This is a genomic window from Chloroflexaceae bacterium (assembly GCA_025057155.1).
Classification (GTDB): domain Bacteria; phylum Chloroflexota; class Chloroflexia; order Chloroflexales; family Chloroflexaceae; genus JACAEO01.
Genome location: JANWYD010000013.1, coordinates 111874 through 137133 on the forward strand (window position 1 = coordinate 111874; position 25260 = coordinate 137133).

21 protein-coding genes are annotated in these 25260 nt (G+C 65.4%); 7 read left to right on the top strand and 14 right to left on the bottom strand.

All coding sequences use genetic code 11. The annotated features are described in order from the left end of the window. Nucleotides 1-125: 125 nt before the first annotated feature. Nucleotides 126-803: a hypothetical protein gene (locus NZU74_13390; protein MCS6882320.1), complete on the bottom strand. Its 678-nt coding sequence runs from the start codon at nucleotides 801-803 to the stop codon at nucleotides 126-128. Nucleotides 804-1044: 241 nt separating this feature from the next. On the opposite strand from NZU74_13390, the gene NZU74_13395 reads away from it, so the two are divergent. From NZU74_13395 to amrS, 3 genes are all read left to right on the top strand, one after another. Then, entirely contained in the window at nucleotides 1045-1326 is a 282-nt protein-coding gene (locus NZU74_13395) for a PspC domain-containing protein (GenBank protein ID MCS6882321.1), read from the top strand. 341 nt (nucleotides 1327-1667) lie between these two features. Next, complete coding sequence (locus NZU74_13400) at nucleotides 1668-2162, top strand: YbaK/EbsC family protein (GenBank protein MCS6882322.1); 495 nt, start codon at nucleotides 1668-1670, stop codon at nucleotides 2160-2162. 35 nt (nucleotides 2163-2197) lie between these two features. Beyond that, nucleotides 2198-3292 carry an AmmeMemoRadiSam system radical SAM enzyme gene (gene amrS, locus NZU74_13405; protein ID MCS6882323.1) on the top strand — a complete coding sequence of 365 codons (1095 nt, stop codon included), beginning with the start codon at nucleotides 2198-2200 and terminating at the stop codon, nucleotides 3290-3292. 138 nt (nucleotides 3293-3430) lie between these two features. Here the strand turns inward: amrS and NZU74_13410 are convergent, their stop codons facing one another. The 6 genes from NZU74_13410 to NZU74_13435 all read right to left on the bottom strand — a co-directional run bounded on the left by NZU74_13410 (nucleotide 3431) and on the right by NZU74_13435 (nucleotide 10027). Continuing rightward, the gene (locus NZU74_13410; GenBank protein ID MCS6882324.1) at nucleotides 3431-4762 is read right to left on the bottom strand and encodes a nitrate/sulfonate/bicarbonate ABC transporter ATP-binding protein; all 1332 of its coding nucleotides are present in this window, start codon (nucleotides 4760-4762) and stop codon (nucleotides 3431-3433) included. Between the two features lie 17 nt (nucleotides 4763-4779). Beyond that, complete coding sequence (locus NZU74_13415) at nucleotides 4780-6501, bottom strand: ABC transporter permease subunit (GenBank protein ID MCS6882325.1); 1722 nt, start codon at nucleotides 6499-6501, stop codon at nucleotides 4780-4782. Between the two features lie 893 nt (nucleotides 6502-7394). Then, nucleotides 7395-7790, bottom strand: coding sequence for a DUF3037 domain-containing protein (locus tag NZU74_13420; GenBank protein ID MCS6882326.1), 396 nt, complete (start codon nucleotides 7788-7790; stop codon nucleotides 7395-7397). Beyond that, nucleotides 7768-8550 (bottom strand): aminotransferase class I and II, encoded by a 783-nt coding sequence (locus NZU74_13425; GenBank protein MCS6882327.1) that lies wholly within the window; start codon nucleotides 8548-8550, stop codon nucleotides 7768-7770. Before NZU74_13425 ends, NZU74_13420 begins: the two co-directional genes overlap by 23 nt. Continuing rightward, a complete protein-coding gene (locus NZU74_13430) occupies nucleotides 8517-9221 on the bottom strand; it encodes a uracil-DNA glycosylase (GenBank protein MCS6882328.1) in 705 nt (234 codons plus the stop codon). The genes NZU74_13425 and NZU74_13430 overlap by 34 nt, the downstream gene beginning before the upstream one ends. 290 nt (nucleotides 9222-9511) lie before the next feature. Then, complete coding sequence (locus NZU74_13435; protein ID MCS6882329.1) at nucleotides 9512-10027, bottom strand: gamma carbonic anhydrase family protein; 516 nt, start codon at nucleotides 10025-10027, stop codon at nucleotides 9512-9514. Nucleotides 10028-10201: 174 nt separating this feature from the next. Here NZU74_13435 and NZU74_13440 point away from each other — a divergent pair, with 174 nt between their 5' ends. The 3 genes from NZU74_13440 (at nucleotide 10202) to NZU74_13450 (ending at nucleotide 12997) form a co-directional block, all read left to right on the top strand. Next, nucleotides 10202-11170 (top strand): carbohydrate kinase, encoded by a 969-nt coding sequence (locus tag NZU74_13440; GenBank protein MCS6882330.1) that lies wholly within the window; start codon nucleotides 10202-10204, stop codon nucleotides 11168-11170. A 267-nt stretch (nucleotides 11171-11437) separates the two neighbouring features. Next, nucleotides 11438-12310 carry an alpha/beta hydrolase gene (locus tag NZU74_13445; GenBank protein MCS6882331.1) on the top strand — a complete coding sequence of 291 codons (873 nt, stop codon included), beginning with the start codon at nucleotides 11438-11440 and terminating at the stop codon, nucleotides 12308-12310. A 117-nt stretch (nucleotides 12311-12427) separates the two neighbouring features. Continuing rightward, entirely contained in the window at nucleotides 12428-12997 is a 570-nt protein-coding gene (locus NZU74_13450) for an aminodeoxychorismate/anthranilate synthase component II (GenBank protein MCS6882332.1), read from the top strand. A gap of 105 nt (nucleotides 12998-13102) precedes the next feature. On the opposite strand, the gene chrA is transcribed toward NZU74_13450, so the two are convergent. From chrA to lepB, 5 genes are all read right to left on the bottom strand, one after another. Further along, on the bottom strand, nucleotides 13103-14314 hold the full coding sequence (chrA, locus tag NZU74_13455; GenBank protein ID MCS6882333.1) for a chromate efflux transporter: 1212 nt from the start codon (nucleotides 14312-14314) through the stop codon (nucleotides 13103-13105). Between the two features lie 9 nt (nucleotides 14315-14323). Further along, nucleotides 14324-15172 carry a Fe-S cluster assembly protein HesB gene (locus tag NZU74_13460; GenBank protein MCS6882334.1) on the bottom strand — a complete coding sequence of 283 codons (849 nt, stop codon included), beginning with the start codon at nucleotides 15170-15172 and terminating at the stop codon, nucleotides 14324-14326. Between the two features lies 1 nt (nucleotide 15173). Continuing rightward, a complete protein-coding gene (gene glgP / locus NZU74_13465) occupies nucleotides 15174-17321 on the bottom strand; it encodes an alpha-glucan family phosphorylase (GenBank protein MCS6882335.1) in 2148 nt (715 codons plus the stop codon). 172 nt (nucleotides 17322-17493) lie between these two features. Then, nucleotides 17494-18630, bottom strand: coding sequence for a glycosyltransferase family 4 protein (locus tag NZU74_13470; protein MCS6882336.1), 1137 nt, complete (start codon nucleotides 18628-18630; stop codon nucleotides 17494-17496). A gap of 182 nt (nucleotides 18631-18812) precedes the next feature. Next, complete coding sequence (gene lepB, locus NZU74_13475) at nucleotides 18813-19451, bottom strand: signal peptidase I (GenBank protein ID MCS6882337.1); 639 nt, start codon at nucleotides 19449-19451, stop codon at nucleotides 18813-18815. A gap of 561 nt (nucleotides 19452-20012) precedes the next feature. On the opposite strand from lepB, the gene NZU74_13480 reads away from it, so the two are divergent. Then, nucleotides 20013-21011 carry a radical SAM protein gene (locus NZU74_13480; GenBank protein MCS6882338.1) on the top strand — a complete coding sequence of 333 codons (999 nt, stop codon included), beginning with the start codon at nucleotides 20013-20015 and terminating at the stop codon, nucleotides 21009-21011. A 75-nt stretch (nucleotides 21012-21086) separates the two neighbouring features. Here the strand turns inward: NZU74_13480 and NZU74_13485 are convergent, their stop codons facing one another. Both NZU74_13485 and NZU74_13490 read right to left on the bottom strand, forming a co-directional pair. Beyond that, complete coding sequence (locus tag NZU74_13485; protein ID MCS6882339.1) at nucleotides 21087-24011, bottom strand: N-acetylmuramoyl-L-alanine amidase; 2925 nt, start codon at nucleotides 24009-24011, stop codon at nucleotides 21087-21089. Between the two features lie 334 nt (nucleotides 24012-24345). Beyond that, entirely contained in the window at nucleotides 24346-25194 is an 849-nt protein-coding gene (locus NZU74_13490) for a kinase/pyrophosphorylase (protein MCS6882340.1), read from the bottom strand. Nucleotides 25195-25260: the final 66 nt, after the last annotated feature.

A 25260-nucleotide genomic window follows, 5' to 3' on the forward strand; every position in this document is an offset into this window, starting at 1 on the left:
CCCGCGCCCCTGCTCCGGCAGGGCCAGGCCCTTCAGGGTCATAACCTATGAACACGGAGAACCCGCGGGTTCCCCGCGTTCCGCAGGAGGGTCCGGGAGGGCTTCGTCCTCCCAGGACATCCTTCTCAGGGGGCCTGGCGTGTGGCGGTCATCGCGCTCTCGGCGGCAGCGCGAAAGGCTGCCGTGGCGGCATTGATCACCGCTGCCGGATCACCGCCGGCCGAGCGCACGATCTGCTCCAGGCTCTCGCCATTGCGTAGACGCGCGACGATGTCGCTCACGCTCAGCCTGGTCGCCTCACTGGCGGCTTGCACCAGAGCCGCCATAACTGCCCGCTCCTGGCGGTTCCCGATGCGGGTGTCAATCTTCTGGCCCAGTGTCGTGTCGTTAACCATCTCAGTCGCCTGAGCGGTCACGCTGGCCAGACGCTGGTCAGCCTGCTGCCGGGTCAGGCGCCCCTCGGCCACCAGGCGATCCAGGCGCTCTTTGACCTTCGTCACAACCGCCTGGACCACGGCGTCGCCGCTGCTGCCGTTGGCGGCGGCGATCTGGGCCAGGCTCTTACCGGCGCGCAGTTCGCTGAGTACTTGCTCGCCGGTCAGGCCGGTCAGATCGCTGGTGGCGCGGATCAGCGCCGCAGCCAGCCCGCCGCCGCGGCGGGAGAACTCCTGCTGCGCCGCGACCGGGGAGCCGGTCGGCGCGGGCGCAGCCTGAACGACAAAGGGAATGGCCACGAGAAGGGTGAGGGCCAGGACCGTGATGAGACCGAGACGGGTGAGCGCCGAGCGTAGCATACCTCGCATAGACCTTGACCTCCTGTACATATTCTCCTGCCGCGCGCTGACTTCGCGCGCGGGTCGTCCGTCCAGGCGGACCGACGCCCTCAGTCTAGCCGGCGCCTGTGAACCGGATGTGAAGACGGCGTGGGACTCCTGTGAAAGCTGCGGCGGGCATCCCGCAACAATCCCGTGCGTCGGTCGTCTTATGGGCAGGAAAACAACCAGGGCCGCCAGACGCGGCCCATAGACCAGAAGGAGAACCTCTATGGCGAATCGACTGGCGCGCAGCAAGAGCGATCGCATCCTCGGCGGCGTATGCGGCGGCCTGGCCCGCTACTTCGGCATTGACGCCACCATCGTCCGGCTGGTGTTTGTACTGGCGGTGCTGAGCGGCCTCAGCCCGCTCATCTACGTCATTCTGTGGATCATCATGCCCCTGGAAGGCACGCAGGGGCCCGCGAACGCGCCTGCCTCCCAGCAGACCAGCATCGATCCGACCGGCGAGTGGCAGTATGACCCCTACACCGGGCAGCCGCTCAAGAAGTGATGGCAAAGTCCTGATGTGGGAGAGCTTCGCTCTCCCGCGCCTTCTCCGTTTGTGGGAGAAACAAGGGTTGCTCAGGAAGGGCCCTGTCGCCACGCAGGGGTTGCCCTAACTCCGTTCCCCCTGCGGCAAGCGTAGCCCGACCTTCTCTCGGCGTGAAGTCTTCTTCGCGCACAAACGCGGCTCGGGAACGTATACTTATGCTACGCGGGCCGCGGCGCTGCTTCCCGCGATGTTGTGTTTCTTCCATGCCCGCCCCGCGTTGTGCCGTGTGCTGGTTGTGCTCCGGCCCAGGGCCGGTAGTGATAGTGCGTACCCGCGCCTGTAGCACTGGAGGTGGCGTCATGGCATGCCTCGATAAGCTTACCGCGTATTTGCGCGACCAGCAGGTTGATTTTGTGCTCCAGCAGCACCCGCTGGCCTTCACCGCCCGGGAGGTCGCCGCCAGCGAGCACCTGCCCGAGTTCATGATGGCCAAGGTGGTCATTGTGATGGCTAACGAGTCGCCGATCATGTTGGTGTTGCCCGCGACGCACCATGTTGATATGGAGTTGCTCAGCGCAGCGCTGGGGGTCTATGATCTGCGTCTGGCCGAGGAACGGGAGCTTGCCCAGATCTTCCCCGATTGTCAGGTTGGCGCGATGCCGCCCTTCGGGAACCTGTATGGCGTTCCGGTCTACGTCGCTCCAGAACTGACGGCCCAGGAGCGCATCATCTTCCAGGCCGGCACGCATACTGAGACGATCGGGATGGCCTACGCCGACTTCGCGCGCCTGGCGCAGCCCAGGGTGGCCGACTTCGCCCGCCAGTTGCGCGAACTGGCCGCGCCTGAGTGGTAAAGAAGAACGGTTTCCCAGGCGTGAGGGGCCATACGATGCCGGAACGAACGTTTCTTGAGCCAGGCGTGATTGTCGGCGAGTGGTGGCATCGCCTGGACGATGGGCGCGTGCGGTGCGACCTGTGCCCTCGGGGCTGCGCCCTGCGGGAGGGGCAGCGGGGCTTTTGCTTCGTGCGCCAGGCCCGCAATGGTGGCATCGCCCTCACGAGCTACGGGCGCGCCTCGGGGTTCTGTGTTGACCCGATCGAGAAGAAGCCGCTCTATCATTTTTACCCCGGCACCGCCGTGCTCTCGTTTGGCACTGTCGGCTGCAACCTGGGTTGCCGCTTCTGCCAGAACTGGAACATCTCGAAGGCCCGCTCGCCGGATTGGCTCAGCGCCCGGGCCTCTCCTGGAGCCGTGGCCGATGCCGCGGTGGCCGCCGGGTGCCACAGCGTGGCCTTCACCTACAATGACCCGGTGATTTTCGCCGAGTACGCCATTGATTGCGCTGAAGCGGCCCGCGCCCGCGGCCTGCGCACGGTGGCGGTGTCGGCCGGCTACATCAGTCCCGCGGCCCGCGAAGCGTTCTTCGCCTCCATGGACGCCGCCAACATTGATCTCAAGGCCTTTGACGAAGACTTCTACCGCAAGATCTGCCTGGCTCACCTGGCGCCGGTCCTCGATACGCTGCGCTACATCCGTCATGAGACCGCGGTCTGGCTTGAAGTAACCAATTTGCTTATCCCTGGCTATAATGACGCTCCCGATCAGGTGGCCCGGCTGTGCGAGTGGTTTGTCGAGAACCTGGGGCCGGATGTGCCGCTGCACTTCAGCGCATTCCATCCCGACTACCGCATGCGCGATGTGCCGCCCACCCCCGCGGCCACGCTGATCCGGGCGCGTGAACAGGCCCTGGCCGCGGGGTTGCGCTACGTCTACACCGGGAACGTCCGCAATCCCGCCGGAGAAGCGACGTACTGCGCCACGTGTGGCGCGCTGCTCATCGAGCGCGACTGGTACCGTCCTGGCCGCTGGAACCTCGACCGGCAGGGCCGCTGCAAGCAGTGCGGGGCCGCGCTTCCGGGGCGCTTCGAGCCGCAGCCGGGCCGCTGGGGACGGCGCATAGCTCCGGTGGAGATCCATGGTTAAAGCGTGTTGCGGATCGGGGCGCTTCAGCTTGTGGAGGTGTAGAGATGTAGAGCTGTGGAGGTGAAACCCGGATCGTCAGGCGCATCCGGCTTTGCCGTTTCTCCACACCTCCACACGTCCACACCTCCACACAACCACCTACCGCTCCCCCGCAGCAGCCGGTGTCGCCGCCTCGCGACCCTCCAGGAAGAAGACCCCCTCGGTGTCGTCGTAGGCAAAAAGTTCGGCGTAGCGCCCCCACTCGCTGGCGATGTCCAGTTGCCGTTCGGCCTCTTCGGGCGGGAAGTCGCGCTCCAGGGCGGTAAGCAGCACCTCCCAGCGCAGCGCCTGGTCGCCCGCGGCCTGGAGCATGCGCAGCATCCAGCGGAAGAAGGGCAGGCGCCGCAGGCGCGTGGCGAAGATCTCTTTGCGCGCCAGGATGCTGGCCTCGGCGAAGGCCTCACCCAGCGGCGTGAGGATGAGCGCCCCGCCCTCGACCCGCGCGAAGCCCAGCAATTCGGCTGCTTCCACCAGCGGCAGCAGATGGTCGAGATCCAGGCCCAGATCCTCGCGCAACTGGGCGATTTCGTCGCGCTCGTAGGGGGTGGCGTTGGTGTGCTCGAGCAGGCCGGCCAGCGCCGTCACCGTGGCCATAGGCAGCGCGCGGGTCTTGCCGGCCTGTCCCGGCTCGGTGCCGAACTCGACCTCTTCCGGCTGGGTCTGGCCCATCAGCAGGGCATAGACGCGGTTGACCAGGGCGACAAAGGCGTCGGATTTGCGGTCGCGGGGATGGGGCATATTCACCGTCACCTCGGCCACGATACGGCCCGGCCCCTTGTCCATCACCACGATCCGGTCGGCCATAAAGACCGCTTCTTCGATGTTGTGGCTGACCATCAGTACTGCGCGGATCTGCAACTGGCCGCCGGTCCACAGTTCCAGCACCTCGCCGCGCAGGGTCTCGGCGCTCAACACATCGAGGGCGCTGAACGGCTCGTCGAGACAGAGCAGTTCCGGGTCCACGGCGAGGGCGCGAGCGATGCCGACTTTCTGGCGCATGCCGCCGGACAGCTCGCGCGGATAGGCTTGCTCGAAGCCGTCGAGACCGACCAGATCGATCAATTCGATGGCGCGGGCGCGGGCCGGTTCGGGGGCCACGCCGCGCGCCTGCAGGGCCACAGCCACGTTTTCTTCGACCGTCAGCCAGGGGAACAGGGCGAAGGTCTGGAAGACGATGGTAGCTCTGGGGTTAACCCCGCGGAGGGGCTGGCCACGGTAGAGAACCGTACCCTCGCTTGGCTCGTTCAAGCCGGTGATGATCCGCAGCAGGGTGCTCTTGCCACAGCCCGAGGGACCGAGGAGGGCCACGAACTCGCCTTCGCGGATGCTCAGGTTAATGTTTTCCACAGCGGTAAAGCGTTTGTCGCCGCGCCCGTAGCGCTGGGCCACGCCACGCACTTCAACCAGCGCCGGGTTTCGAGAGGCGGTCATTCCTCGCTCCTTGTACGTCAATCCATGCGATAGGTCGTCTCGGCCAGCCGGTAGAGTCGTCGCCAGACCAGGCGGTTGATGGCTACTACAGTCAGTACCATAGCCAGGGTGGCCGCCAGCAGGCCCGGGTAGTCGCCAGTGGCAGTGGCGGAGGTGATCTGCGAGCCCACCCCCAGGGTCGTGTAGGTCTCGCCGCCGAACACCACGTACTCGGCGACGATGCTGGCGTTCCAGGCGCCGCCGCTGGCGGTGATCATGCCGGTGATCAGGTACGGAAAGAGGGCGGGCAGGATCAGGACGCGCCAGCGCATCCAGCCCGAGAGTTGCAGCAGGTCGCTGGTGTAGCGCAGATCCAGGGGCAGAGCGGCGGCGCCGGCGATGACGTTGAAAAGCAGGTACCACTGGGTACCGAGGAGCATCAGCAGCACCGCGGCCAGGTTCAGCCCGCCGGGAGCGGCGAGCAGAGCCAGCACCAGCACCGGGAAGAGGGCCGTGGCGGGGATCGAAGCGATAATCTGCACCAGCGGCTGCAACACCGCCGCTGCCCGTGGATGGGTGCCGATGTACACGCCGACCGGCACCGTCCAGAGCAAGGCAATGATCAGGGCAGCCGACACGCGCAGCATGGTTGCGCCGACTCCCAGGACAATGCTGAGCCACTGGGCAGGCGGCACCTGGAGCAGCAGCCGCCCGCCCAGGAACGCGCCGCCCAGCGCCAGCGCCAGGACAACTGCGATGAGCAGCCAGGTGAGGAGCGAGCGTTTCGGGGCGGCGGGGTTGGCGGTGCTTACAGGCGCGGGATTGCGGCTCAGCGTGCGGTCGAGGGCGGCATTGACCGGCTCCCACAGGCGCCCGATCAGTTGCGGGAAGGCCGCCCGCTGCAGCAGTTCGTAGAACCACGAATAGGTCGGCTCATCGCTCTCCACCTGCTCGAGCTTGAAGCGGTCGGCCCAGGCCAGCAACGGCCGCCAGACCAGTTGGTCGAGCGCCACGATCACTACCACCAGGGTCAGCAGGCCCCAGCCAATGGCGGCGATGTCGCCGGCATCGGCAGCGGTTTGCAGATAGGCCCCCAGGCCGGCCAGGCGAAAGTCGCGGTCGCCCAGGGTAAAGATCTCGGCGGCCATGAGGAAGAACCACCCGCCAGCCCAGCTCATCATACTGTTCCAGATCAGGCTCAGGGCGCCGAAGGGCAGTTCGGTGGTGGTAAAGCGGCGCCAGGGGGAAAAGCGAAAAATCGCGCTGGCTTCGCGCAGTTCGCCGGGCACGGTGGTGAGAGACTGGTACCAGGCAAAGGTCATGTTCCAGGCCTGGCTGGTGAAGATCAGCACAATCGCCGCAAGCTCCACAGCGACCCGTTCGGGCAGCACGGCGCTGAGGCTGAGCAGCACGACCGGAAGAAAGGAAAGAATGGGCACGCTCTGCAGCACATCGAGCAGCGGCAGCATCCAGCGTTCGGCCCGGGGATTGTACGCGGCAATGTAGCCGTAGGACAGCGTAAAGAGCAGCGAGAGGGTATAGGCCGCGGCCATGCGCCCCACCGAAAGCATCGCGTAGTAGGGCAGCGCAGTGGGCGACAGGCTGATCTCCGGGCCGCGCACCGCGGCGGGAGCGGTCCGCGCCAGCCACACTGCCAGGGCAAGCAGACTGGCGATGATCAGCAGGATCGCGAGGTCAGCGCCCGTGATACGGGGTCGGGGAGATGGGATAGGAGTAAAAACCCTGCGAGTTGCAGCCATGCCCTTCTCCAGAAATAGTGTGCTTGAGATAAGCGTGTTGAGGCGTCACTCCTCACCCTCCCCCTATTCGGGCCAGACCTGCAGCGCCGCGCGCACCTTGGCCCACCGTTGGGAAGCGATCAGGTGGCGAATGGTCTCTACACTGGTCGTTGGAACCGTGGTCATGTTCCGCTCCCTCTACGCCTGCGACTGTCCTGGCCATCGCCCGCAGCGGATGCGTCAGACACGCGAGGCGCTGGCCGTCCTGACACCAACGCCTATTGCCCGGACTGCATGCCTACCGTCGCCAGGTCTCATCGGGACGCCATATTTTGCAATCCAAAATCCAAAATCTAAATTCCAAAATCGTATAACCCTCGCGGCAGCGCCACCTTACCTCACGGACCAGATGAACAAAAACCCGGTGGGCCAGGCCCCACCGGGAACAACAACCGTCTGGCGCTCAGGCGTTTCAGCCGGCGCGCATAAGACCGGTGGAACTGGCCACGATTGCGGGCGATCCGCTACGCCGTTGACGTGGATGACTGCCGTCCATTCCCAGGCCTTAGGAAATGCTGGACCCCCTGTGACTGCACGAGCAGGACAGAGTATTTTCCTGGGAGACGCGGGACCTGCCAGATCCTCCCAGGCGGCAAGGGGGTATCGGTCCGACGTTACGTAGAAGGGTTTCACAGGTGCTCGAACGCGAGGAAGTATACTCGTAGACCTCAGGAGTGTCAACCGTTATTTATGTGGGCAGGGCGTTCGTGCAAAGTTGCCGCCGAGGACGGGGAGAAACGCCAGGGTGAAACCCTGCGCACTCTCCGTAGCAAGCACGTTTTCGGTTACACACAAACATCATCTCGGCCAGCAGGGCATTGCATGGCATCTGCGCCCTCGGCGAAGCCCGCGCATCAAGCGCCTCCTTCACCGACACTGCGTACAAAGATCCGTTCGAGGGCCACGCGCGGATCGGTACAGAGACCGGTGTGAACCGGTGAAGGCTGAATCACGGTACTGCGGGGGGCGGTAAGCCAGCGGAAGCGCTCGTAGTGGGGCAAAGCGCCGATGGGACCGGCGGCAAGGCCCCCGGCGCAGATTATCGGAATGTGCGCCAGTTGCACCTCCAGCAGTTCCAGATCCAGGGTCGGATCGAGCGTGCGGAGGCGGGCCGGGTCAAGGCGCAGGCGCGCTTCGAGGAAGCCATGCTGCCGGCAGAGGAGCACCACGCCGACGTTAACGTATTCGCCGCGCTCGATGCGAGGCACCACGCGCATCAGGGCGTACTCAAAGACGCTGGTCGCGGGCATGGATTGCCTCCTCGACAAACAACCGCGGCGCGGACACTCGCGTCAGCAGGTATTCCACATAGGCCGCCCGGTGCTCTTCCAGGCTCTCGAAGGGGCCGTCACCCGCCAGCCAGGCATCAGGCACCGCCGCTACCAGACGCTCCACCAGGGCGGGGGTGATTCGAGGAGCCAGCGCGGCATCGGCGGCGCGCAGATCGCCCGCCACGGGAAGCAGCACGTGATTCTTGATCGCCGTGAAGCGACTCCTCGCCCGGTGGCGCCAGTCTTCCCAGGTATGGTGAACGATCAACGTCGCACCGTGATCTATCAAGTAGAGTTGCCGGTGCCAGAGGAGCATATTGGTATTCAGAGGCGTTCGATCCACATTGGTAACAAACGCATCGAACCAGACGATGCGCGCTGCCAGATCGGGCGCGACACTGGCGGCATTGAGCGCGTCGAAGGCCAGGGCGCCGGGCAGAAAATCCATTGCCAGGTTCAGCCCTCCACTGGCCCTGACGAGATCCTGGATCTCGCTATCGGGTTCGTTGTGTCCCAGGGTCGGATCGAGGTGCGCCAGAACGATTTCGGGCACCGGCAGGCCGAGGGCGCGGCCCAGCTCACCGGCGAGCAATTCGGCGATCAGGGCCTTGGGACCCTGGCCCGCGCCGCGAAACTTGAGCACATACAACCCGTCGTCGTCCGCTTCGACCAGGGCGGGCAACGAGCCGCCCTCACGCAGCGGCGTCACATAGCGGGTGGCGATGATGGTACGGAGCATCGGGGTGCTACCTCTTTATACGCCGCTCTCAGCCCGGCGGCGAACTGCCGCGCGCCGCCCTGGGCAGGGTGCCGCAGCCGGCGGTGCGGCACGCCGAGGATTGTCAGCGCCTCCGCCGCGACGCGGCCCAGGGCCACGATCGGCACTCCGGAGTACAGGGCGCAGAAACGAGCCAGGAATGGCAAGCCCAGGGCGACCTCGCTCGCCCGCGGCGGGCGGTTGCTCCGCTCAATGCCGGGACGGTGCGGGTGCAGAGGATAGGCGTTCCAGCCTGCCGCGGCGAGACCGAGGGCCGCCAGCTCGCGGCAGACAATGGTCGCCGTCGGTTCGGCGCTGATGCGCCCATCATCGCCCGCCAGCGCCAGGCCCAGACCGGCTTCGAGGCGGCCCGGCGGCCAGCGTCCCTCCAGCAGCAGGCGCTCGCTGGTGAACGGCACCCCGGTGCGCCGGGCGCCGTTGTAGCCCGGCGCTTCGCCGACCAGCAGCAGGTCGGGCCGGCGCGCGAGCGCCGTCTCCAGCGCCAGGGCCAGATTGCGCCGGCGCGCGCCGTTCCCTGGCGGCCCGTCGCTGGCGTACATGTTCACCGCGTCAGCCGGGGCGGGCAGTGCGGCCAGATCGGCGATCAGCGCGGCGACTGAAGGAGTGAGCGCTTTGAGTTGGATGTCCATCATCAGCGCGGCCGTACCAATCCACCACAAAGATCGCAGTGGAGCTGTAGAGGTGTGGAGGTGTAGAGCTGTTCTTTCACCTTCACAGGATAGCGTTCATAATTACCGAACGCATTTGCACCGCAAAGGGCGCGGAGGAGCGCAAAGGCGCGCAAAAAGCTCATCCTCTGCATGCTCTAAGGTAAATCTGAACACGTACGTTCATGCCTCCACACCTCTGCACCTCTACAGACCGGTCAGGTGGGACGGTGGAGCAAATCAGCACATCGGGGCGCCGGGATTTCGCGTGTACCTTACCCTTCCCGGCGGCGGTACAATTCTTTACGCTCGACATAGCGTTCAGCAGGCCCGCGGATCCGCGCCGCCTGTTCGGCGCTGAGGGGCCGGATGCTTCCCGGCACGCCCAGCACCAGCGATCCCGGCGGCACCTGCATGCCTTCGGTTACCAGAGCGCGCGCGCCCACAATCGAGCCGCGGCCTATCCGCGCGCCGTTCAACACCACGGCGCCAATGCCGATCAACACCTCGTCCTCGATAATCGCGCCATGCACAATCGCTCCATGGCCGAGGGTCACGTAGTCGCCAATAATGACCGGAAACCCCGGATCACCGTGGATAATACAACCATCCTGTACATTTGAACAGGCGCCGATCTGGATGGGCACGGTGTCGGCGCGAAGCACGCTCATCGGCCAGACGCTGCTCTCCGGGCCGATGGTGATCGTCCCGGCCAGAAAGGTGTTGGGAAAGACATACGCGCTCGGATGGACGCTGATCCGGTCAATCAAGACTGGTGCGTTTTCGTTCATAGGATTGCTCGCGAGCGAGAGCCGGTCGAGAGGCTACGGGGAAACCAGGTTTCTCCGTAGCCCTGTGCTAGAGGAAAAGACGCGGGACGGTCGCGCCCTTCCGAACCCCACCTGAGGGGAGGAGAGGCTTCGACCCTCCGCGCCCGCTCTCAATTGTAGCGTCTGGAGCCAGACATGCGCAATCTCCTGGTCTGCCTGGGTGAGATCCTGATCGACTTTCTGCCGCTGGAGACGGACGGGGAACTGAGGGGCTTTACGTTGCATCCCGGCGGCGGGCCGTTCAACGTGGCGGTGGGATTGGCGCGTCTGGGCCAACCTACCGCATTTGTGGGCAAACTCGGCGCCGATCTGTTTGGCCGGCGCCTGCGTCGCGCGGTGCGCGCCGAGGGTATTGACGACACGTGGCTCACCGACGCGCCTGCACCCACCACCCTGGCCTTCGTGGCCCACGAAGACGGCGAGCCGGTCTTCACCTTCTATGGTGCGGGGGCCGCCGATACGCTGCTGACGCCAGCGGACCTGCCTCCGACTCTATTTGAGCGGACCGCGAGCCTGCACTTCGGCGGCATCAGCCTGTTGCGCGGCGCCACGCCCGCAGCGGCGCTGGCGGCTGCCGAGGGCCTGCGTGGCCGGGCGCTGGTTTCGCTCGACATCAATGCGCGCCCGGGCCTGATTGACGACCCGGCGGCCTATCGCGCCACGCTGACCCGCGCCATCGCCGCGTGTGATCTGCTGAAACTCAGCGCCGCCGATTGCGCCTGGTTCGCCCCTGCCGCCGATCCACTGCACCTCGCCGCGGCCCAGCTCGATGCCGGCCCGGCGCTGGTGGCGCTCACCCGCGGAAGCGCCGGGGTGACCGCCCTGCGGCGACGCGACGGTCAGGTTGAAACCCTGCACGTTCCTGGCTTCGCGGTGGCGGTGGCCGATACCGTGGGCGCGGGCGACAGCTTCAGCGCAGGATTGCTCGCGGCCCTGGCCGAACGCGCAGCTCTCTCGCGCGAAGCTCTGGCGGCGCTGCCAGCGGCGGAACTCACAGCGGCCCTGCGTTTCGCCGCGGCTGTTGCCGCCCTCACCTGCACCCGTCCGGGCGCCGATCCGCCCCGCCGCGCCGAGGTTGACGCCTTTCTGGCGGCGACCGGGTAGGCCGGGGACAAGGGAGGAAACCAGGTTGCCCCCGTGCGCAACCCTCCGGGTTGGGCTACCGCCAGTTCCCTGTAACTCATGTTCCCATCATGGATGCAAAACAATCGTCCTCCAGACGCTCAGCAATAAACGTCTGATGCAGTGTGGCCTTGTGCTGGTGAGCGCCTTCGAAAGAGAAGTCTTGCGTCCCCCGACAGAAACACATGCACCGCGCAGAGAGTTGGGCCGCGTCGCCATTCTCAGTCACGGACCTGGAAAGGGGTTCCTATGTCCCTGCCTGCCCCCTCCTTCGTTCGTCTTCCTTCTGGCCGTCTGGCCTACCGTCGCGCCGGAAGCGGCCCACCGATAGTGCTGATCCACGGCTGGGGCGGCTCATCACGACACTGGCTCGGAGCTTTCGCAACCCTGCGCGATGAGTACGATGTGATCGCTATCGATCTGCCGGGTTTTGGCGAGTCTCCACCGCCTGCGATGCCCGCGCGGCTGGGCACGCTTACCGTGGCGACCCTCGAACTGATTGAGGCCCTGGAACTCTCTGACATCGCCCTGGGGGGGCATTCGCTCGGCGCGGCGGTGGCGCTGCTGGTCGCCAGCGCCCGTCCCAAGCTGGTCAATCGTCTGGCGCTGACCAGCTTCGGCCTGCCCCGTAGCGCAGTTGAAGCCAAATTGATGAGCTGCCTGCACGTGCAGTTGATCCTCAACTCCATGCTGTGGGCGCCCTGGCTGGATCTGTGGGGGATCTGGCAGACCGCGGTGCGCCCGCTGGCCCAGGCCGTATCGGTCATTCCGCCCGTGCCGCATATTCTGGCGGGGCAGGTTGTGCACGATGTCAGAGAGGTGCCCTACCCTGCGCTGGCAGTCGGCGCGGCCGACCTGGTGGCGATGCACGTGCGGGTGGGCCTGGAAGCGGCAACCACCACCGGCGACCCCACGGTGATCGGCGCCTCGCGCGCCGTCGTCGCGCCCACGCTGATCATCGGCGGACGCGAGGATCGCATCTTCCCGCCCGACTCGGCGCGGGCGCTCGCCAGCGCGCTGCCACGCTCGGGCCTGGTGCTCTTCGACCGGTGCGGGCACGTGCCCATGGCCGAACAGCCCGGTCCCTTCTACGGCACGCTGGGCGCATTTTTACGGGCGTGATCGAGTATCATGGCAGTGAATGGAAAACGCAGGGGGCGCCGGCGGCGCCCGGCGCCGTCCACCGGCAAGAGCGACACAGCGCCTGGCAACCTCCAGGCCAGCGTGAAGGAAGCGCCGATGCGTGTCTTGTTGATTGATAACTACGACTCGTTCACCTACAATCTGTTTCAGTACCTCAGCGAGCTGGGGGCGAGCGTGGATGTGCGCCGCAACGACGCGCTTAGCGTGGCCGACGCCGCGGCGCTGCGGCCTGAGCGCATCGTGATCAGCCCGGGGCCGTGCACGCCAGCCGAGGCGGGCATCAGCATCGCTCTGATCCGCGAACTCGGTCCCCACATCCCCACTCTCGGCGTCTGTCTCGGACACCAGGCCATTGGCGCAGCCTTCGGAGGCGCCGTGGTACGGGCGCCCAGGGTGATGCACGGCAAACTGTCGGCCATACACCACTGCGGCGTCGGCGTCTTCGCCGGGTTGCCCGATCCCTTCATTGCCACGCGCTACCACTCCCTGATCGTGCGCCGCGATGATCTGCCGGCTGAATTAGAAGTCACCGCCTGGACTGACGATGGGCTGATCATGGGTCTCCGGCACCGCGCCTATCCCATCCAGGGCGTGCAATTTCACCCCGAGTCCATTCTCACCGAGCACGGCAAGCAGATCTTGCGAACGTTTCTGGAAGCCGCCTGAAGGCTTGCCGGGAGATAGGGCCTCCTGGCCGCACCGTCAGGACCGGCAGGGACGACTGGACGGTCGTCCCTGCCGGCCCGTCTCACAGCCTCCCGAAACCACATTTCAGGCCAGGAAGGATGCGCCCAGGGCCGTCAGCGCCACCACCAGCCACGAAGGCGCCTTCCAGACCTGGAGCAATCCAAAGGCTGCCAGGGCCAGGGCCACATCCTGCGGCTGGCGGATGGCGCTGGTAATCACCGGATCATAGAGCGCGGCGAGTAAGAGACCAACTACCGCCGCGTTGACCCCCTGCATGGCCGCCTGGACCGCCGGGTTCTGCCGTAACCGGCCCCACAACGGCAGCGTCGCCCAGAGGAAGAGAAAGGACGGCGCGAAGATCGCCACGAGCGCCAGCGCCGCCCCGCTCCAGCCATTGGGAGGCACGGCGCTTATGGCGCCGAGAAAGGCCGCGAAGGTGAGCAACGGGCCCGGAACGGCCTGGGCGGCGCCGTAGCCGGCCACAAACTGCTCGGTGCTGACCCAGCCCGGCGCGACCACGAAGCGTTCCAGCAGCGGCAGCACCACGTGGCCCCCGCCAAAAATAAGCGACCCGGCACGGAAAAAGGCCGCGAACATCGCCACGGCCTGACTTCCCGTGACAGTGGCCAGCAGCGGCAGCCCCAGCAGACAGAGCGGCAGCGCCGCCGCACTGCTCCAGGCCAGCGTCCGTGGCACTGCTATGCGCACGCCGGTCGCCCCGCCGACAACCGACCTGCTCAGCAGGCGCCAGCCTACCATGCCACCCGCAAGGATCACCAGCATCTGTCCCAGGCCGGTTGGCCAGAGCAGGAGCAACACCGCCGCCGCCAGGGCAATCGTCGCCCGCGGCCGATCAGGGGTCAGACGCACAGCCATGCCCCAGACCGCCTGGGCAACTACAGCTACTGCGACCACTTTCAACCCGTGGAGCCAGCCGGCGCCGATATGAGCGCCGAACGCGTTCAACCCCAGGCCGAAGAGGGTCATGGCTAGCGCCGAGGGTAACGCGAAGCCCAGCCAGGCCGCCACGCCACCGACCAGGCCGGCGCGCGCGGTTCCCAATGCGATGGCCACCTGGCTACTCGCCGGTCCGGGCAAAAACTGGCTCAGCGCCACCATGTCGGCGTAGGTCGCCTCATCCACCCAGCCGCGCCGGGCGACAATCTCCTCCCGGAAGTAGCCCAGGTGGGCCACCGGCCCGCCGAATGACGTCAGGCCCAGCCGAAGAAACACGGCCAGCACCTCGGCCAGGTTGCCGACGGATTCGCTGGCTGGCGCGACGCCAGGTTGGGCCATAGTCGCTCCTCATTGCAACTGGCGATACCAGGCGCACACTGGGCGGAGCGGGCAGCCATCCTGGCGACCGAGGTAGCTCTCGCGGCCCTCCTGGCGGCTGTAGACGCGGCGCGCGGGCGGCCCGTCGCAGCGCGGCCGCGCCAGGCAGTAGCGGACGCACACCTCGTTGATCTGTGCGTGGTACTCGGCGTAGAGTGCAGCGGGGTTGTGATGGGGCAACTCGGTTTCGATGGTGTGGCGCAGGCGTTCATAGGGCCGCTGCCAGAGCGACGACGCCGGGCCATCGTCTGCGCCAGGACTGAGCGCCGGCGCGACCCGTTCAAACAGCCGCCGGGTGTAGGCGTCAATGACAAATACCGGATGCCCGCCGGCGTAGAGCAGGATCACATCGCAGGTTTCCCTGCCGATGCGGGGCAACCGCAACAACTCATTGCGCACCTGGGCCGTGGGGCGCGCCAGCATACGGGCGGTGTCGCCGCCATAACCTGCGACGATATGCCGGGCAATGGCGATCAGACCTGTCGCCTTCTGGCCATAAAACGCCGCCGGGCGGATCAACCCCGCCAGGGTCTCGGCAACAGTTCCGGCAACGGCCTGTGGGCTGAGCAAGCCCGCCGCAAGCAGACGCAGAATGGCTCCCTCGACCGTTTCCCAGCGCGTCTGTTGCACGAGCACCGCGCCGACCAGCATCTCGAAGGGGGCGTCGGCGCCAAAAATCGGCCACCAGGGGCGCGCGGCTTCCGGGCCGGTAAGAGAGCCGAAGTGCGCCTGCAGGCGGGCAAAGATCGCCCCGAGCGATGCCGCGCCGGACGGCGCGGGCATCGCTTCCAGGGGCCGCGCATTCAGGGGTCGGGCCATGTTATTTCACCGGCACGCCGTACCCCGCAGCCGGCAGATAGAACTGCTCGACATACTCGGTCAACATGCGGCGCAGGCTGAACGTCGGCGCGACAGTGGCGATCGCCTCCTTGCAGATCTGCACCCAGGCTGTGGGCACGCCATTGGCGTCGCGTCCCTCGTAAAAGCGCGGGGCGATCTCGTGCTCCAGCACATTGTAGAGCGCCTGGGCATCGTTCCAGTCCTGCTCGTCCTGGCTGATATAGTCGCGTTCTTCGCCCACGGCCCAGCCATTCTTGCCGTTGTAGGCTTCGGGCCACCAGCCATCGAGGACGGAGCAGTTCGGGACGCCATTGAGGCTGGCCTTCATTCCGCTCGTGCCACTGGCCTCATAGGGGCGGCGCGGCGTGTTCAGCCATACGTCCACCCCCTGAGTGAGCGCGCGGCCCACCGCCATATCATACTCTTCGAGGAAGACGATGCGCCCCGCCAGGCCCGGCTGCCGGGACAGTTGATACACCTGCTGGATGAAGTGCTTGCCCGGATCGTCCTTAGGATGCGCCTTGCCGGCGAAGATGATCTGGATCGGCTTATCAGGCCGGTTGAGGATGTACTTGAGCCGCTCCAGATCCTTGAACAGCAGCGTAGCGCGCTTGTAGGTGGCGAAGCGCCGCGCGAAGCCCAGGGTCAGCACGCGCTCTTCCAGCACCGGCCAGATCGGCGCGCTCTGGCCGACGAAGCGGTAATGCGCCTGTAGCCGCTGTCGGGCGAAAGCGATCATCTGGCGCTTCAACTTCTGGCGCACGTTCCAGAACACATCGTCAGGGATCTGATAGACCTTGCGCCAGATCTTGGGGTCATCGAGGTTCTCTTCCCAGTTCTTGCCCAGATAGGCGTCGTACAGCTCGCGCAGTTCCGGGGCCAGCCAGGTGGCGGTATGCACCCCGTTGGTAATGGCGCTGATCGGCACCTCGTCCTGGCTCTTGCCGGGGTAGAGCCACTGCCACATCCCCCGCGCCACGTGCCCGTGCAGCTTGCTCACCCCGTTGTGATACTCCGAGAAGCGCAGCGCCAGCGCCGTCATCGCGAAGGTCGGGCCCCACTGCTGCTCCTGGAGCGCCAGGGCCATAAACTCGTCGCGGGTCAGGTTCAACTGCGGCCAGTAGCTCCAGAAGAACTTCTCCATCAGCGGCAGCGGGAAGGCGTCATTACCGGCGGGCACCGGGGTGTGGGTGGTAAAGACGCTGTGGGCTTTCACCTGCTGGATGGCCTCTTCAAAGGGCATGCCCTGGCTCACCAGTTCGCGGCAGAGTTCCAGCACCAGGAAGGCGGAGTGGCCCTCGTTCATATGCCACACCGTGGGCTTGTAACCGAGCCGGCGCAGCGCCCGCACGCCGCCCACGCCCAGCACCAGTTCCTGCGAGATGCGCATCTCCTGGTCGCCGCCATAGAGCCGCGCCGAGAGTTCCCGGTCCTGCGGGCTGTTAGGGTGAATATCGGTATCCATCAGGTACAGGTTGACCCGGCCCACCTGGAACTTGTAGACCTTGGCATAGATCGTGCGTCCGGGCAGTTCGACTTCGACCACGACCTCGCGCCCGTCGGGATCGAGCGCGGGAATAGCGGGAACGTCGGCAAAGTTCAGCTTGTTATACTCGGCCTGTTGCCAGCCGCTGGGGTCAAGACGCTGGCGGAAGTAGCCTTGCGGATAGATGAAACCGACAGCCACAAAGGGCAATCCCATATCTGAGGCTTCCTTCACGTGGTCGCCGGAGAGAATGCCCAGACCGCCGGAGTAGATCGGCAGCGACTCATGAAGCCCGAACTCAGCCGAGAAGTACGCGATCTGCACGTCGGCGGCATCGCCATGCCGTTGGGTGTACCAGGTCTTCGTCGCGCCCATATAGGCGTCGAGACTCTTCATCACCGCATCGTAGCGTTGCAGGTAGGTCGGGTTAGCTGCGGCCTCTTCCAGTTTGCGCTGGCGAACATCGCGCAAGAAATCCACGGGATTGTGGTAGTCCAGCTCCCACAGCTCGGGGTCAATCTGCCGGTAGAGATCCTGTGCTTCCGGATGCCAGGTCCACCAGAGATTGTAGGCCAGCTCGCGAAGGCGGGCGATCCGCTCGGGGATCGGGGTGAAGAGAATGTCCTGTTCCAGACGGGCCATGTGCGCTCCTTATGTGCTGCGCGTTGACAATCCGTGGCGCGAGACGATGTATGGTGCTTTCGTGGTTGCGATAGTTCGCATTGTAGCCGTTTCGGTTAAAACTGTCTAGACGTATGCGAGAGCTACCGCTCTCCCGCTCCGTTCATGGGCGGTTTTGGGGAAGAGCCGCCATTCACCCGTGCCGCGCGGCAGCCTCATAGGCGGCCAGGGTGCGTTCGGCGGTGACGCGCCAGCTAAAGGCCCGCGCCTGCCGGAACCCCCGTTCGCGCAATTCCTGGCGCAGATCGGCATCGTCGAGGAGGCGGCGGATCGCCGCGGCGAGGGCCGCGGGGTCATATGGGGAAACGGTCAACCCGGCATCACCGACCACTTCAGGCAGGCTTGAGGTGTTCGAGGCAACCACCGGCGCGCCACAGGCCATGGCCTCCAGGGGCGGCATGCCAAAGCCTTCGTAGATCGAGGGAAAGACGAACACGGTCGCGGCCGCGTACCAGAGGGGCAGTTCTTCCTCGTCGAGATACCCGACGAAGCGCACCCGTTCGTGCAGCCCCAGCGCCTCCAGGCGCTGAAAGACGGCATCGTACATCCAGCCCTTGCCCCCGCCCACCAGCAACGGCGCCGCCCGGTCTCGCGCGACCATCGCGTAGGCCTCCAGCAACGTGGTGAGATTCTTGCGCGGCTCAAGGGTGCCGACGTAGAGCACAAAGCGTTCCGGCAGCCCCTTGCGGGCGCGAAAGACCTCCAGCGCCGCAGGGTCAGGCGGGCGAAAATGTTCGCGCACGGCATTCGGGGTCACCACGACCCGTTCGGGAGGGACGCCGAGCAGCCCGATCACCTCGCGGCGTGTGTGCTCGGAGACCACTAGAACGCGCGCCGCGCGCCGCACGCTCAGGCGCGTGGCCAGATCCAGGTAGATCCGATTGTAGGCCCGAAAGGTCTGGGGAAAGCGGATGAAGGCCAGGTCGTGCACGGTAACCACGCTCGGCACGGGGCAGGCTATGGGGACCACGCTATGCACCCCGTGGAAGAGATCGGCGCCGCTGCGCCGCAGCAGCATCGGGGCGAGCAACTGTTCCCAGGGGATGCGCACCCGCGGGTTAATTGTCGGCAGGCGGCTGGGGATGACGCGGAAATTGTCGGGCAGGCCCAGGGCGCGCCGGTCAAGCCCGCGAGTGGTGTAGACGCTGTAGCGATTGGAGCGGTCAATCTGCCCGAGCTGGATCAGCACCTGCTCAACGTAGTGGGAGATGCCCGCGCGCCGAAATGAGCGCGTATGCGCCAGGAGATGGGCGTTGATCGCGATGTGCATGCAGCGATCCCTCTGGGATCGTAGATGTTACATTGCCGTATATGGCATCCTGATGAGACACGAGATGCGCTTGCCGTCCGTTCAACTCAACAGGAATTGGAATCCGAGCGCGGCGCCATATGAACTTCGTCCGGCTACGCCGCGCTCAATCCACAATCTAAAATTCACAATCAGCAATCGCCCTAGGGGCCGCTCGCAACCACTGGCGACTCACCGTAGTCGTAGTGTGGAACCAGACCCCATTCTGTCAGGGGAAAGTAGATCAGCCAGGCTTTGCCGATCACCCGATCCAGGGGCAGCGGCCCCCATTCGCGCGAGTCGCTGGAATTGGCCCGATTGTCGCCCATCACGAACACGTGGCCCGGAGGCACCTCGATTGGCCCGTTCTGACAGGCGTAGCCGGCGACGCAGAAGGTTTTGGCATCGGCCAGATACGGCTGGTCAAGGGGGGCGCCGTTCACCAGCACCTGCCCGTCGCGGATCTCGATTGTGTCGCCTGGCAAGCCGATGACGCGTTTGATATAATCCTTCGACACATCGCGCGGATATTCAAACACCACAATGTCGCCGCGTCTGGGTTGGTGAAAGGGGTAGATGACCCGCTGTTCAAGCGGCTCCTGGCCGGGCAAGAGGCGCAGGGGGGCGTTTAAATCGAAGTGGAAGTAGACCAGTTTGTTGACCAGAATGTATTGCCCTGAATGAAGCGTTGGCTCCATGCTGGAGCCCTCGATTTTAAAATTCTGGACGATGCCGCGAACAATGAAAAACACCAGTACAATAAATAGCGCCGTCTCGACCAGTTCACGCACCACACTACGCACGCGAACCTGCCCTGCCGGGGATGTAGCCTGGTCGGGAATAAACCGTCGCAATCTATCAGAGACAGGGGTATCGAGCACAGGCGGTTGGGGTGGTTCTATGCCTGGCCCGCGCCGTTGGGGGAACTGATCCATGATTTGCCTGTATCTTTATGGTAATTGCTATGTTACACTAATGTGAGAATTACCCCCTGATATTCGGGGTCTGGAGCAGGACCGGGGCAACGCCTCCGGAGCCAAATCCAACAGCCCGGTTCTGGTTCTAGCGGCTCGTGCACCTCCGGAACGCAACCCTTGCAGCGCCGCAGCCGCACACCTTCCCGCGGGAGGCCGAGGTCACACGAGCCGCGGGGATGGTAAGAGCGCAGCCCTCGAGGACCACCGGTGCATTATACTCGAACGGCGCTCAGAATGCCAGCCACCGGCGAGAGCGCGCCTGTTCAGACGCGCCGCGGAGGACGGCGAAAGCGCAGATGACCGGTCTGTTGAACTGCTCTGCGCCTCTCCCTGCCCTCTGCGGTGAGTACGGAGAAAGTGAACGTGATTCCGAGAGCAGGAGCTCGCATGGCGACGGAACGGGCCGATCTGATCGTTTCAGGCAACGATGGGAGGGTAGTTTGTCTGGCCTGTCAGTGGCGGTGCGCGCTACGCCCTGGCGATGTAGGGCGCTGTCAGGTGCGTGTTGGCGGCGATAAGGGCATCAATTTGCCGGGGTACGGTCTGATCAGCGCCGCAACCATCGGGCCGATCGAAGACTACCGGCTCTGGCACTTTCTGCCTGATACGCTGGCGCTGGCGATCGGGGGGTGGGGCTACGCGACGGTGACCGATCATAGCCGCGGCCCCTACGGCGCCCTGCCCGACGACCCCGCTCGGCGGCGCAAACTCGATCCCGAACGCGTCGCCTCATTCGCGCTGGAACGTCTCTGCCGGGGCGTCATCTGGGCCTACGGCGAACCCGCCGTCAATCACGAGTATGTTCGCGCACTGCTGCAACTCAGCCGCGCCGCCAGTCGCTACACGGCCCTCATCACCACCGGCGCGATGACCATCGAGGCCCTCGATCAACTGGGCCCTTACCTCGATGGCATCAGTCTCGACCTGCGCGGCTTTAGCGATGGGAGTTACGCGCGCCTGGGCGGACTGCCCGCCTGGCGCGAGGTGCTGGGCATCGCCGAACGGGCGCTGCGACATTGGCGCGTGCACATCGAGGTGACCACGCGCATCCATCACGGCGTCAACGATGATCCGGGCGAGGTGCGCGCCCTGGTTACGTGGATCAAAGAGACGCTGGGTGAACATACACCCTGGCACGTACTTCCTGGAGACGCCGGCAGCGAGACGGCCGCTTCGACCACGCGCGCCCGCAGGATCGGCCACGAAGTTGGCCTGCACTTCATCTACGGGGCCGAACCCAACCAGCCGACTCGCTGCCCGATATGCCATCAGTTGCTGATTACCCGTGTCAACGGCTTGACAAGTCTGGTCGGTCTCGAAGGTTCCGTCTGCACCAACTGCGGCTACAACGCGAAGCTGCACCTGTCAATCTTCAAGCAGCGGTGAGGTGGAACGGCCACCTTCCACAACTCGAAGCGCTGCGTTTCCGGTCCCTCCGAGACGCCGGACCGCCGAGAGGCGCTATGGCCGCCCGGCGAACGGCAAATAGACCTGCCGCAACGCCAGGCTTGAGTCAACACGGAAGCTCAGGACCCGTTCCTCAGAACGGTTCCCAGCCCGATCCACGGCCACGTAGCGCACCTGATGCCGGCCATCGGGCAGACCGCCAAGCGTGGTAATGGAACCGGTTCGCTCCTGCCAGGGGCCATCGTTCACCGATACCAGCAGGCTCGCGACGCCGCTGCCGCCCAGGTCGTCCGCAGCAAGGGTCAGTCCGTCAAGCCGCCGAAAGGTGTTGCCCAGACGCTCGGTGAGCGTGGCGCCCGCACCGGCTAACCCATCGAGGGGCGAGCCGAACTGCGTCTGGTTCGGGGCGCGCACGGCATAACCGGCCGTGCGCCCGCCTCCCCGCTCCAGCGAACGGAATGCCAGCACGTGCCGCCCGGCGGGCAGGTTCACCGTTTGCTCCACGGCGGTCTCGTCTTGCTGCCCGCTTACGCTGGCCACCAGTTGGCCGTCAATCCACAGCCAGGCGCTATCGTCGCTGCTGAGCCGGAAGGTGTAGTCGCCCGCCACCGGGGCGACAAAGACGCGCGTCTGTTCAAGGACCAGGCGCTCATCCGCCCCTACGCCGATCCCTGACACGGCTTCGAGATCGTCGCTGGGAAGACCGTGCCAGACGAAACTGCCCAGCAAGGCGCCCCGGGCGAGCGCCGAGCCGTCGGCGGTACGGGCCAGAAAATTGGCCGGCGTTCCGCCCTCGCGGTACAGTCGGGCCAGCGGGCGCAGCAACTCATCATAGGCCGCCAGCGCAGGCGGTTGGCGCTCCGGGGTGACGCTCAGCGGCATTATGGCCGCGTCGCGAGCGAAATAGCCGACGTATTCGTTGATCAGCCCGGCGCGCAAGCGGAAGTCTCCCGGAGTGCGCAGGCGCAGGTAGCCCACGACCTCGCGGGTTTCACCTGGCATCAGCCGGCCGTTGATGCCCCAGCGCCACGGGTAGCCGCCGGTGTCGCCAGCGCACCGGGGTTGCCGCTCCGCCTCGACGGGGCCAAGCGTCAGACGGATGCGTCCAAATTCCTTCGGATAGATAGGGTAAGCCTGCCCCGGCGTTCCCAGGAAGCACTCGCCCTCTTCATAGACGTAGCCTTCGTTGAGGTTGTAGCGCCCATCGGCGGCGCGATCCGCCTCAGGGGCCTGGCTCTCCACCGGCGTCGCGCCGCTATTGCGGATGGTAAAAGTGACCTTGAGCAGTTCACCCGCGGAGAGCCTCAGCCGGTCGTAGCGCACATTCAGGAGTTCAACCCGCGCCGCCGCAGGGTCCTCTTTGATCCAGCGGACGGCATCGAAATAGACCACCCGCTGGCGGATGAGCGGTTCCCCGGTCAGGTCGCCAAGCTCGACATAGCCCTGGCGGCCCGCGGAGAACTGATACGTGCCCAGCGAGACCCACTCCTCCGCAGTGTCCTGGTTAATGCTCACTTCATACACCCGGTCGGCAGCGGCTATGCGATAGGTGGCACGGGCAGTCGCCTGGGGCAGCCCGCACCCTCGTGGAACGTAGACCAGCACGTGGTAGCGCCCGGCCTCGGGCAGGTTCGGGCGCCAGACCCCCCGATTGGCGCTTTCGGCCGGATTGTCGGCGCCGAAGGTGTAGGTGGTATTACCATCATAGCCACAGGGCCACCGGTACCAGGTCGCATTGCTGCGCTCGAAGCCGCTCTCGCGGTCGTCCACGGTCAGATCGCCATTGTCCCAGGCGGCGTCGCTCAGCCGGTCGCGCACCCGCTGGCGGATCGTCGGCAACAACGCGTCCAGCCGATCGCCGGGACAGGTCGTATGGCCCGGGGTAACGGTGCGATGACCAGCGATGTGATTGATCATCGCGCCAGGGACGAAGGGGTTGCAATAGCGAGAGATGGCGCATCCGTAGTAGTAGGAGCGACCGAGGGGATCAATGCCCTTCTGCTCGGCCTTCCACGCCAGGAGGTTCACCAGGCTATCCACAGCGGCGGCGGAAGGGGCTACGGTGTTGTAGGCGCCGATCAGCGCCACGCCCATCGAGCCATAGTTGCCGGTGTCGTGGAAGCCCACCGCATCGTCGCCGCCTGCCCGCCCTTCGTAGATGACGCCATTGGGATCGATCAGATAGTTATAGCCAATGTCGCCCCAGCCACGGGTAAAGGTATGAAAGGACCAGATCGCCCGCACCCGATCGGCCCAGTTCTGCTGGTTCCCGGACAGAGTGTTCGAGTCGGCGGTGTGGTGCACGATCATATGGCGCACAGGGTAGTAGGCAGGGGGCACACGGCTGCCCTGCCCATCCGGGTTGCCCCAGGCGGTGCGACTCACCACCGGCGGGCGGCTCGCCTGGGCGACGGTTGCCTCACCTGGCCCTTCCGGCAACGGCTCGGCTGGTCCAAAGCGGGCATCAACCGTGTTGACCTCGACCCGCCGCAGTTCGGGCAGAGCGCCGTCAGGCGCGGGGCTGAAGCGCGCGCGGACCTGCCAGAAGCGCGCTTCGAAACCCGCGGCGATGATCTGACTCCAGCGCGCCTGCGCACCGTCCTCGGCCTGCCAGAGATCCTCATCTTCACCTGCCGCGCCCCAGGGGGACCACTGCTGCCCGTCGGCGGAGACGCGCATCTCCAGTTCCAGGCGCGCCTCGGGCGGCACGGCGGCCTCCCAGCGCAGCAGCAGGTGGGTAAAGGGCCGCGGCGCGGCGGTCGCGGGCGAGACGTAACCATAGGCCGCGTCTTCCCCGCCAAGCGGCCCTGGAGAGGGCTGCGTGGAAACGCCGGGCGGGATCAACACGGCCCGGTCGGGGCGGCCGGCTTCGTAGGCGGAGATGGAACTGGCTGTCACCCTTCCGAGAACCAGGGTCAACGCACCGACCAGGAGCAACACTATGGCAAGCGTGGCGGAGCGGCGATAACGGCAAGACATAATGAACCTCCACGCAGGAAGCGATTGCACATCGGCTTCATACTACCGGCGCTGCGTGGAGGTTGGGGAGAGATTAAGATGACGGTTGGATGACTCGTGAGCCATCCTGCCGCTTCGCCGCATACGGGGATCGAACAGGGGGCGGGGAAACCGGCTTTCTCCACTCCCCTGCTGACGGGAGGCTCCAAGAGAGCATAGCCGTCTTACAGTCGGACCTCTGGGCATCCCGGAGACGCTCAAACCAGTTCCGGTCGCATACGCGCATGCGCATGAGCGCCAGGCCTCATCCTACAGACGGCAATCTAAAATCCAAAATCCAAAATCCAAAATCGCATCAGACCGTTACGTGATGCTCAAAGTACCGATTAATGAGGGCGATCACCTGGTCGGCAGTTTCCTCAATAGGCTTATTCGTGACATTGATGACCGAGAACCCCCCCTGGCGAAAGATGCGCCGGGCATAGGCCAGTTCGTCCTGCAGTTCGTCAGGGTCAGTGTAACCATGGTTGACATTGCCCTGAAAGAGGCGCTGCCGCCAGTGGCGGTGATGGCTCAGCACGTCCACATCAATGGTCAGACCGACCACCCGGCGCCGGTCAATCTCAAAGAGCTGGCGTGGCGGCGGCACATTCGGCACCAGCGGCACATTGGCTACTTTCCACCCTAGCACGCCCAGGTAGATGCTCAACGGCGTCTTGCCGACCCGCGACACGCCGGTGAGCACCACCTCGGCCTCATGCAGATCGCCCGGGTTGCGCCCATCGTCGTGATCCACCGTGTACTCGATGGCCCTGATGCGATCCTGGTAGACTTCGTGCCAACGCTGGTAGAGGCCTGGCTGCCCAACCGGCATGCGTCCGAACAACTGCGCCATCAAGGCGAGGGGTTCGCCAATAGTGTCAATGGCAGGGATGCCATATTCCGCCGCCAGCCTGATCACCGCCTCACGCATGGTCGGATTGACCATAGTGTGGATGATCATCCCGCCCCGCTCGGCCACCTGCTGCATGATTTCCGGCAACTGATCCTCCTGGCTCACCTGGGGGATCACAATGACCGCCGGGTTAATACCCGGAAACTGGGAAAGGGCGATCCGCGCCACGTGCTTGCCAAGAGCCCCTGCCCCCCCGGAGATGATGAAGATGGCCGGAAGGTGATCATCCGTTCGCGCCAGCGTCAACATCGCTCTCTCCTTCCGGGGTACAATCTGCAGAACTGGTTCCGCACGCAACGGCTACTTCCCATAGCA